Here is a 9,544-nt window from a genome sequence, read left to right as displayed (position 1 = left end):
CCACCACCGCGATGGCCGAGGCCCGGGCGGCGGGCGACCTCGCGGCCTGGGGCCATGCCGACGAGGATTTCCACCGCACCCTGGTCGAGCGCGCCGGCAACGGCCGCATGATCCGGATCAACCAGACGATCAACGACCAGTCGCACCGCGCCCGCATGCTGACGCTCAAGCTGCGCCGGGAGCTCGGAGCCTCGGTCGCCGAGCACGAGCGGATCGTCGCGGCGATCCGCCTCGGCGACGCCGCCGCGGCCCAGGAGCGCGCGCAGAGCCACCGCCTGCGCGCCCGCGACGAGCTGCTTCCGCTGCTCGAGAGCTTCGGGCTGAAGCACCTCTGACCCGAATGCGGCCGTGTCCCGGCGCCGTTCGGTCCCGCCGGGGACGGAGGCGGCGGTGGACGCCCGGTCTCACGCCGTCCTTCGCGCCACCGCCGGCCCCTCGTTTCGGCGCGGAGACGATGAGATCGGGACGCGTTGCTGTGCGTTAAGCGCTTTTTTACGGTCTTCGGAAAATCGAACCGAGCAATGACGCCTCATGGACGGTCGTTCGCGCGGAACAACTTCACGTTAAATATTGCGGTTCTATACATGCACCGTGGATTGCAGGCTCGGTGATCTCGGGCCTGGGTTGCGTGTGGAGATGTCGGATGCGTCGGGCCGTGTCGCGCGCGAGACCAGCGCTGGCTCGAAACCAGAGCGGCAACGTCGTCGTGATCTTCGCCCTGAGCCTGCCGTTGCTGCTCGGCGCCGGCGGGCTCGCGATCGACTACGGCAATGCCGTCCGCATCCGCGCCGTCGCGGCCAGCGTCGCGGACGCGACCGCGCTCCTCGTCGCCAACGCCGATACGGTCGCGGCGGCGGCCGAGGGTTTCCGCCTCGCCAACGCCCAGCTCACGTCCCGCCTCGGCACGGCCAATGCGGCGAACGGCTATCAGATCAACGGCACCTGGATCGACGGCGCGAACTATCGCGTGACCATCTCGACGACGCTTCGGACGAGCCTGCTGCACCTGCTGCCCGGCATGCCGCGCCAGATCACCGTCGCGACCGCGACCACGGTCAACCGCGTCGCCCCCGTCTACGAGACGGCTCCGCCGACGGTGAGCCAGCTGTCTCCCGATGCCGCCGACTACAATCGGATCTACATCTACTGCTATTCGTCCGACCCGGCCCGGCAGGCCTCCGCCGACAAGGGCCGCACGATCCCGGTGCCGATCGCCGACAACGCGACGCCGCCGTCGGACTATTCCAAGTACAAGGCCCCGACCTGCGGCGCCAACGAGGCGCCGTCCTACATGCTGCGGAACGTCCGGAACGGGCGCAGCAACAAGTCCGCCTGGGACGACCCCAATCAAGAGGTGTATCAATACTACACCGATACGATGATCGACACCGGACTGCGCGTTCAGACGATGGGCATGAAGGGCTATCGCGTCAATTCCAACGGCAGCATGACCACGGTCAACATGGTCTCGAACCCGATCCTCGAGACGATCGTCTGCGACAACCTGAGCCAATGCCGGAACAAGTCCAACGGCGGCATCCTGCCGAACAACAACACCACCCATACGCCGGCGACCTCCACCGCGAGCTGCAGCGAAGGGAAGTACATGTATTACGGGTGGGAGGATCGCCCGCCGAGCGCGGGAAGCGATCGCGACTACGACGACATCCGCATCGTCGTCTCCTGCCCGACCACGACGAAAGTCTCCGACAAGAAGCTCCGGATCGTGGAATAGGCGTTGTGTTCATGAACGCCCGCCCGACCCGTGAACCCCCTCCCCTGAGCCCGGGAATGGTCGTCGATGCGATCCGCCATCCTCGTCATCGGCAGCGGAAGGCCGGCCCGGCCCTGCGTCGCTTCCCGGCGGCGCGCGACGGAGCCAGCGCCGTCGAGTTCGCGCTGGTCGCGATGCCGTTCATCGCCCTGCTGGCCATGGTCCTGCAAACGGCCCTGCTGATCTGGGCCTCGCGCGATCTCGACGATGCGCTGCAACGCGCCGGGCGGACGATCTACACGGGAGAATTCCAGACCTCGAACGCGGGCCAGAGCGACGCCGGCACCCTGCTCGCCGCCATGAAGACCGCGATCTGCGGCACCACCGCATCGCGCGTCGTCACCGTGTTCGATTGCGACACCCTGAAGCTCGACGTGGCCTTGGGCAGCTCGTTCGCCGGCAGCACGATCCCGACCCCGTTGGACACTAAGACGCGCGACTGGTCCAAGGGCTTCGGCTCGAACTATGCGTGCGCGCAGCCCGGATCGATCGTCGTCGTCACCGCGGCCGTCAAGCAACGCGTCGCGTTCGGCTTCCTCTACGCGAGCCTGCCGAGCTTCGGCGACGGCTCGCGCCTGCTTCAATCCACGGCGGTGTTTCGAACCGAACCCTATGACACGTCTTCCAGCAAGAGCTGCTAGGCCGAGGAACCGGGCGATGCTGCGGACGGCCGATCGGCCGGCATCGTCGTCCGGCTTCGGATCCGATGCCCGCGGCGTCTCGGCGATCGAGTTCGCGCTCGTCCTTCCGATCCTGCTGACGATCTCGCTCGGCATCTCGGAATTCGCGCGTGCGATCGACCATTACCGGAAGGTCACGCTCCTGGCGCGGACGGTCGCGGATCTCACCGCGCAGGGCGACGCCGCGACACCGATGGCGACCGCCACGATGACCGACATCCTGGCCTCGGCCAAGCTCGTCCTCACGCCCTATGCCAGCGGCTCGGCCAGCATCGTGGTCAGCGCGCTCGGCGTGTACGCAGACGGCGGCGGCCAGCGTCCCAAGGTCTGCTCCAGCTACGCCACGAGCAACGGCACGGCCCGCGGGCTCGGGACGGCGGCCGACCTCACCGTTCCCGACGGCTTCCAGATCGGCGGCATGCGCTACGTGCTGGCCGAGGTGAGCGTTCCCTACGCGCCGCTGCTCGGCAGCAACCTGATCCGCTTCGTCGGCGGGGCCAACAACCAGTTCACGTTCAAGGCCAACGTGCCCTGGCCGGTCCGCGGCGGCCAGCCCGCCAAGTCGACCTACAACGAGGTCGTCATGCCCGGCGGCAAAGCCTGCACCTGACGAGGCTTGCACCTGGGCGCGCCTCGCCGATCTCCGAGACGCGCGACAGCCGGCCCTTCGCGCGGGCGGGACCGCGCCGTCAGGCCCGGCCCATGCTGACCGAGAGCATCGCCGGGTCGATGCCGTTGCCGCGCAGCGCCCGGTCGTACTTTCCGGCGAGGTCGGCGTGGAAGATCAGGTCCGGGTCGGCCGGGCAGTTGAGCCAGCCGTTGGCCATGATCTCGCTCTCGAGCTGGCCCGCCTGCCAGCCGGCATAGCCGAGAGCCAGCACGGCGCTGGCCGGCCCGTCCCCCGCCGCGATCGCGCGCAGGATCTCGACGGTGGCGGTGAGGCAGATGCCGTCGTCGATGATCAGCGTCGACTGGTCGATGTGGAAGTCGTCGGTGTGGAGCACGAAGCCGCGCTTGCCCTCGACCGGGCCGCCCATCAGCACCGGCATGTGGCCGACCCGCTCGCGCAGGCGGATCGCGTCGGCCTCGCCCGCCACGTCGAGCTGCACCAGGAGGTCGGGCATCGACAGGTCGGTCACCGGCTTGTTGACGATGATGCCCATCGCGCCGTCGGCGGAGTGCGCGCAGACGTAGATGACGGAGCGGGCGAAGCGCGCATCCGTCATCCCCGGCATCGCCACGAGGAACTGGCCGTCGAGGTAGGCGGGATCGCCGGAATCGGGCATCGGTATCGAAGGCCTGGGCATCCGCGCATGCTACGCTCCGCCCCCCCGATGTCCAGCGGACAAAACGCCGTGCGGGTGTCGCCGGTCACGCGGGCGGGTCGCGCTCCGGCGTCGCCCGGTCCGGCCGCGCTCCCCGCCCTTCGGCGGTCGCCGGCGCCGAAGCGAGCACATGAGCGAGCACGCGCGCGCGCAGCTGCGGGTCGTCGATCCCCTGCCACAGGCGAAGCAGCTCCGCCGTGTCGCCGAGCGGGCAGGCGCGCGGGTCGTCGAAGGCGGAGACCGGGATCGCGAGGGACCGGGCGATCTCCGCCAGCCTGGCGGCCGCTCGGCCGGAACCTGCGACAAATTCGGAACCCATGCGCATCACCGATCGAATGATCAGAAATCAATTTTACAGTCGGCCATGCGGTCAGCGTAACCGATCTACGTCCGACAAAAACTATCGGATGATGGCACGACAGCTCGATGGTTCCGGGCCGCGCGTCAAACCCGCATCGAGGACGGATGAATTCGCATCGCGATGTCGCGACGACGGTCGATGCCTGCATCGCGGCGCAGGCGGCGATCGGGGCGGCGGGGACGCGGACCCTCGTCCGCATCCTCCTGTTCCGGCCCGGCCGGGAGCTGGCGCGCCTGGAGCGCGCGCGGGCGAAGGCGGTGCGCCGAGGCGCGCGGCCCGAACCGGCGACCGCATCCCGACCCCGCGGCGCCATCCCTGCGATCACCCTGGCGATCACCCTTGCGCGCGCCACCTCGCTCGACAGCCCCCGTGGGCCGCGCTACGTCACCGCCGATCCGAAGCGGCGCGATGCCGCGATGCGCGAGGAACGGTCCAACATGACGATTCAGGTCGGCGATCACCTGCCCCAGGCCACCTTCCGCATCACCGGCCCCGAGGGCCCCCTCGCCAAGACCACGGACGACGTGTTCAAGGGCCGCCGCGTCGTGCTGATCGGCGTGCCGGGCGCCTTCACCCCGAGCTGCCACCGCAACCACCTGCCGGGCTTCGTCAACAACAAGGACGCGATCCTCGCGCGCGGCGTCGACGCCATCGCGGTCACCTCGGTCAACGACGTGTTCGTGCTCGACGCGTGGTCGAAGGCCAGCGGCGCGGAAGGGCTCGAGTTCCTCGCCGACGGCAACGGCGACTTCGCCAAGGGCCTCGGCCTGGAGATGGACGGCAGCGGCTTCGGCCTCGGCATCCGCTCCAAGCGCTACGCGATGCTGGTCGAGGACGGCGTGGTGCGCGTCCTCAACGTCGAGGAATCGCCCTCGAAGGCCGAGACCTCGAGCGCCGAGGCGCTGCTCAAGGTGATCTGATCCCGGCGGGGACGCCCCTGGGAGGGCGCGCCGGCCGAGGCCGGATATGCGCCCTCGAATGGCCACCTTCCCGTTGCGAATTGCGGCCCGATCAACCCCAGGGGCCGCATGTCCTTCCTGCACGAACTGCCGATCGCCGACCTGAGCGCCTCCTACGGCTACGTCGCGATCTTCGTCATCATCACCCTGGAGAGCGCCGGCGTGCCGATGCCGGGCGAGACCGTGCTGATCTCCTCGGCCGTCTATGCCGGCAGCACCGGCAACCTCAACATCGCGCTGATCATCGCCGCCGCGGCCGCCGCCGCGATCATCGGCGACAACCTCGGCTACTGGGTCGGCCGGCGCTGGGGCATGCCGCTGCTGCTGCGCTACGGCCGCATGATCGCCCTCGACCACGGCCGGCTCAAGCTCGGGCAGTACCTGTTCCGCGAGCACGGCGGGAAGATCGTGTTCTTCGGCCGCTTCACCGCGATGCTGCGCGCCTACGCGGCGCTGCTCGCCGGGGTGAACCGGCTCGATGCCCGCCGCTTCATGCTGTTCAACGGGCTCGGCGGCCTCGCCTGGGCGACGAGCATGGGGCTGGGCTCCTACTATTGCGGCCGCTCGATCGAGCAGATCGCCGGCCCCGTCGGGCTGGCGCTGCTGGCCCTGGTGATCTTCGGCGGCCTGGCCCTGTGGCTGTTCGTGCGCCGCCACGAGACGCGGCTGCTCGCCGAAGCCGAGCGCGCGATCCCCGGCCCGCTCGCCTGAGGGGCGCGGGTCCTCCCCCCTCAGCGGCGGGTCTTGAACGGCGCCATCGCGGCCACCGCCAGCGCGTCGACGCGGTTGTTCAGCGGGTCGCTGGCGTGGCCCTTGACCCAGTGCCACTCGACCGTGTGGCGGGTGCGCGCCGCGTCGATGCGGCGCCACAGGTCCTCGTTCTTCACCGGCTTCTTGTCGGCGGTGCGCCAGCCCCGCGCCTTCCAGCCGTGGATCCAGCTGGTGACGCCCTGGCGCAGGTACTGCGAGTCGGTGAACACGTCGACGCGGCAGGGGCGCTTGAGCGTCTCCAGCGCCTCGATCGCGGCGAGCAGCTCCATGCGGTTGTTGGTGGTGTGCGCCTCGCCCCCCGAGATCTCGCGGCGCGTGTCGCCGTAGATCAGGATCGCGCCCCAGCCGCCGGGGCCGGGATTCCCCGAGCAGGCCCCGTCCGTGTAAATCTTGACCCGGGTGGGGGCCGCGTCGGTCGCCGCCTCGCTCATCGCGACCATCCGTAGGCCGAGGCGTCCGCGGCCTGCCGGTGGAAGCTCAGGCGGCGGTCGTACTCGCGCGGGTCCTTCGGCTGCACCAGGGCGCCGGGCGGCACGTTCAGCCAGTCGACCAGCCGCGTCAGCATGAACCGCAGCGCCGCGCCGCGGCACAGGATCGGCAGGGCCTCGATCTCGGCGGCCTCCAGCGGGCGCACCGCCTCGTAGCCGGCGATCAGCGCCGCGCCCATGTCGCGGTGGTAGGTGCCCTCAGGAGAGAAGCACCACGCGTTGAGGCAGATCGCGAGGTCGTAGGCGAAGGCGTCGGTGCAGGCGAAGTAGAAGTCGATCAGCCCCGACAACCCATCGCCGATGAAGAACACGTTGTCGGTGAAGAGATCCGCGTGGATCACCCCGCCGGGCAGGTTCGCCGGCCAGCGCGCCTCGAGCAGGGCGAGGTCGTCGCGGGTGCGCGCGGCGAGCCCGGGCGCGACGCCGTCGGCCTGGCGCTCGGCCTGGTCGAACAGCCCCCGCCAGGCGCCGACCGAGAGGCTGTTGTCGCGGCGCATGCCGAAATCGGCGCCCGCCGCATGGAGCCGGGCCAGGGCGCGTCCGAGCTCGGCACAGTGATGCGCGGTCGGCGCCTTCACCGAGACCCCATCGAGGAAGCTGACGATCGCCGCCGGGCGGTCGCACAGGGTGCCGAGCGCCGTGCCGTCGCGGTTGCGGATCGGCTGCGGGCAGGCCAGCCCGCGGCTCGCCAGGTGCTCCATCAGGCCGATGAAGAACGGCAGGTCGCCGGCCCGCACCCGCTTCTCGTACAGGGTGAGGATGTAGGCGCCGCCGGTGGTGTGCAGGAAGAAGTTGGTGTTCTCGACCCCTTCCGCGATGCCCTTGTAGGAGAGCAGCCCGCCGATCTCGTAATCCGCGAGGAAGTCGGTCAGCGCCGCGTCGGATACCTCGGTGTAGACGGCCACGGCGCTTCTTTTCTACGGATCTTCAGATCAATCGGCACGCGACGATGTTCCCCGCCGGCCCGAGCCGGCGAGACGGGCGGGCGATGGCACCCGCCGCCCAAACTCGCAGAGAACCTACTCGGCGGCTTCGCTGCGCAGCTCGCGCGGCAGCGGGAAAACCATGTCCTCGACCACGGTCTGCACCGTGTCGACCGTCACCGTGTAGCGGGCGGCGAAGGCGTCGATGATCTCCTCGACCAGCACCTCGGGGGCCGAGGCGCCGGCGGTGAGGCCGAGCTTGGTGATGCCCTCGAAGGCGGGCCAGTCGATCTCCTCGGCGCGGAGCACGAGGCGGGTGATCGGGCAGCCGACGCGCTCGGCGACCTCGCGCAGGCGCTGCGAGTTCGAGGAGTTCGAGGAGCCGACGACGATCAGCGCGTCGACCAGCGGCGCGATCTGCTTCACCGCCTCCTGACGGTTGGTGGTGGCGTAGCAGATGTCGTCCTTGTGCGGCCCGGTGATGGTCGGGAACTTCGCCTTCAGGGCGGCGACGATGTGCAGGGTGTCGTCGACCGACAGCGTCGTCTGGGTGACCCAGGCGAGGTTGTTCGGGTTCTCGGGCTCGAGCGCGGCGATCTGCTCGAGGTCCTCGACCAGGGTGATCGAGCCCTTGGGCAGCTGGCCCATGGTGCCGACGACCTCCGGGTGGCCGGAATGGCCGACGAGGAGCACGTGGCGGCCGCGCTTGTGGTGAATCTCGGCCTCGCGGTGGACCTTGGTCACCAGCGGGCAGGTGGCGTCGATGGTGATCAGGCCGCGGGTGTCGGCGTTGGCCGGCACGGTCTTGGCCACGCCGTGGGCGGAGAAGATCACCGGCGCCTCGCCGTCGGGGACCTCGTCGAGCTCGCGCACGAACACCGCGCCTTTGCGCTTCAGGCTCTCGACCACGTACTTGTTGTGCACGATCTCGTGGCGGACGTAGACCGGCGGCCCGTAGATCGCGAGCGCGCGCTCGACCACGTCGATCGCCCGCACCACGCCGGCGCAGAAGCCGCGGGGGGCCGCGAGCAGGATCTCCAGCGGCGGCTTTGCGGCGGTTGCGGACGCCCCGTCCGAGGCGGTGTCGAGATTCGTGATGGCGCTCATGATCCGGGATGTGGCGAGGAGGGGCCCGCCCTGTCAACCGGGCGGCCGCGGCAAACCCGCCGCGTGGGCACGCGCTATAGCACGTTTGCCGGCGCGGGTGACCCCCGGAGCCGGCGTTCGTCGAAGGGTGGGGATTCGGGGGCGCTGCGCGGTTCGCGTCGGGGTTCAGGTCCCGGCGCCGACGAGCCGCGCCTTGGCGGCCGAGGCGAGAAAGCCGGACCGGGTCTCGCCGGCCGAGGCGGCCGCGCGATCGATCCGCTTCAGCAGATTCTCCTCGACCGAGATGTTCACCCGCACGGCGCGCCCGGGGAGGTCGACGTCGATGAGGGCGACGATCGCATCGGCGCTGTCCTCCCGGAACACGCGATCGCGGCGCAGCGCGTCGAGCGAGCGGATGCCGGGGATCGGCTCGCCATCCTCGGCCAGGCCGCCGACATGGAAGGCCAGCATCTCGGCCGCCTTCACGTAGAGCGTGTCGAGGTCGTCCGCGCCGGTGGTGGCGCCGGGGAAATCGGGGAACGAGGCGCCGTAGTTTCCGGCCTCGCCGTGGATCAGCATGACGACACGGGCCATGGGCGGTGCTTCCCGTCGGGCCGACGATCCGGCCTCGTCCTCGAAGGGCGGAGGCGTCACCACGCCCACCCGGCTTGCCGATACACGCTTCGCAGCGTGCCGATCGCCTGCTCGCGCCGACCGGTATCCACCGTCACCCGTCCCGGCCTGGTCGGATGCTTGAGCTGGACATGGTCGCCCGGGCCCTTCCGCGCGATCCCCCATCCGTCGGCTTCGAGGGCGGCCAGCAGGTCGCGGGTCTTGGAGAGGCGGACGCGAGGCGGCATGGCGATCCCGTCCGGGTCGCTCGCTGCGGCCGCAGCGCGGTCGATCCGCGGGCCTGCAAGCCGGATTATAAGCGTCGCCCGTCGTTGCGCAAGCTTGTGTATGGCAAGCGCGCGTGCGGACGGCGTGATCGGCAGCGCGCGCCTGCCGTCCGACCTTCGTGACCGCGCGTCCCGCAACCGGGACGCGACCGCCGCCCCCTCCGGCCCCGCCTCAGGCGGCGCGGAGCGAAGCCAGCATGCGGCTCATCTCGGCGTTGAGGTGCTCGGACTGGCGCGACAGCTCGGTGGCGGAGGTCAGCACCTGCGAGGCCGCGGCG

Annotated in this window: 13 protein-coding genes; 6 read left to right on the top strand and 7 right to left on the bottom strand. The window is 70.2% G+C overall.

The features are described 5' to 3' along the window. From FV230_RS19055 to FV230_RS19040, 4 genes are all read left to right on the top strand, one after another. Positions 1-335: FCD domain-containing protein (locus FV230_RS19055; protein WP_147843511.1), on the top strand; the 335-nt coding region annotated here is incomplete at its 5' end. Between the two features lie 308 nt (positions 336-643). Beyond that, positions 644-1,735: a pilus assembly protein TadG-related protein gene (locus tag FV230_RS19050; RefSeq protein WP_147729039.1), complete on the top strand. Its 1,092-nt coding sequence runs from the start codon at positions 644-646 to the stop codon at positions 1,733-1,735. 113 nt (positions 1,736-1,848) lie between these two features. After that, on the top strand, positions 1,849-2,415 hold the full coding sequence (locus FV230_RS19045) for a TadE/TadG family type IV pilus assembly protein (RefSeq protein ID WP_279603867.1): 567 nt from the start codon (positions 1,849-1,851) through the stop codon (positions 2,413-2,415). Positions 2,416-2,431: 16 nt separating this feature from the next. Further along, complete coding sequence (locus tag FV230_RS19040) at positions 2,432-3,064, top strand: TadE/TadG family type IV pilus assembly protein (RefSeq protein WP_147843509.1); 633 nt, start codon at positions 2,432-2,434, stop codon at positions 3,062-3,064. Positions 3,065-3,143: 79 nt separating this feature from the next. On the opposite strand, the gene FV230_RS19035 is transcribed toward FV230_RS19040, so the two are convergent. Both FV230_RS19035 and FV230_RS19030 read right to left on the bottom strand, forming a co-directional pair. Continuing rightward, positions 3,144-3,761 carry a YqgE/AlgH family protein gene (locus FV230_RS19035; protein ID WP_187274848.1) on the bottom strand — a complete coding sequence of 206 codons (618 nt, stop codon included), beginning with the start codon at positions 3,759-3,761 and terminating at the stop codon, positions 3,144-3,146. A gap of 64 nt (positions 3,762-3,825) precedes the next feature. Next, on the bottom strand, positions 3,826-4,098 hold the full coding sequence (locus tag FV230_RS19030) for a hypothetical protein (protein WP_147843508.1): 273 nt from the start codon (positions 4,096-4,098) through the stop codon (positions 3,826-3,828). Between the two features lie 479 nt (positions 4,099-4,577). On the opposite strand from FV230_RS19030, the gene FV230_RS19025 reads away from it, so the two are divergent. Beyond that, the gene (locus FV230_RS19025) at positions 4,578-5,060 is read left to right on the top strand and encodes a peroxiredoxin (RefSeq protein WP_147728447.1); all 483 of its coding nucleotides are present in this window, start codon (positions 4,578-4,580) and stop codon (positions 5,058-5,060) included. Positions 5,061-5,168: 108 nt separating this feature from the next. After that, positions 5,169-5,810, top strand: a complete 642-nt coding sequence (locus FV230_RS19020) for a DedA family protein (protein ID WP_147843507.1) — start codon at positions 5,169-5,171, stop codon at positions 5,808-5,810. 20 nt (positions 5,811-5,830) lie between these two features. Here the strand turns inward: FV230_RS19020 and rnhA are convergent, their stop codons facing one another. From rnhA to FV230_RS18995, 5 genes are all read right to left on the bottom strand, one after another. After that, positions 5,831-6,301, bottom strand: a complete 471-nt coding sequence (gene rnhA, locus FV230_RS19015) for a ribonuclease HI (protein ID WP_147728442.1) — start codon at positions 6,299-6,301, stop codon at positions 5,831-5,833. Continuing rightward, complete coding sequence (locus tag FV230_RS19010) at positions 6,298-7,263, bottom strand: homoserine kinase (RefSeq protein ID WP_147728443.1); 966 nt, start codon at positions 7,261-7,263, stop codon at positions 6,298-6,300. Before FV230_RS19010 ends, rnhA begins: the two co-directional genes overlap by 4 nt. Before the next feature lie 114 nt (positions 7,264-7,377). Beyond that, entirely contained in the window at positions 7,378-8,388 is a 1,011-nt protein-coding gene (gene ispH, locus FV230_RS19005; RefSeq protein WP_147728444.1) for a 4-hydroxy-3-methylbut-2-enyl diphosphate reductase, read from the bottom strand. A 165-nt stretch (positions 8,389-8,553) separates the two neighbouring features. After that, positions 8,554-8,961: a type II toxin-antitoxin system HicB family antitoxin gene (locus FV230_RS19000; RefSeq protein ID WP_147728445.1), complete on the bottom strand. Its 408-nt coding sequence runs from the start codon at positions 8,959-8,961 to the stop codon at positions 8,554-8,556. Positions 8,962-9,017: 56 nt separating this feature from the next. Next, positions 9,018-9,227, bottom strand: a complete 210-nt coding sequence (locus FV230_RS18995; protein WP_147843506.1) for a type II toxin-antitoxin system HicA family toxin — start codon at positions 9,225-9,227, stop codon at positions 9,018-9,020. Positions 9,228-9,544 lie beyond the last annotated feature (317 nt).

Source organism: Methylobacterium sp. WL6 (assembly GCF_008040095.1).
GTDB lineage: Bacteria > Pseudomonadota > Alphaproteobacteria > Rhizobiales > Beijerinckiaceae > Methylobacterium.
This window is presented reverse-complemented; position numbering and strand designations above follow the sequence as displayed.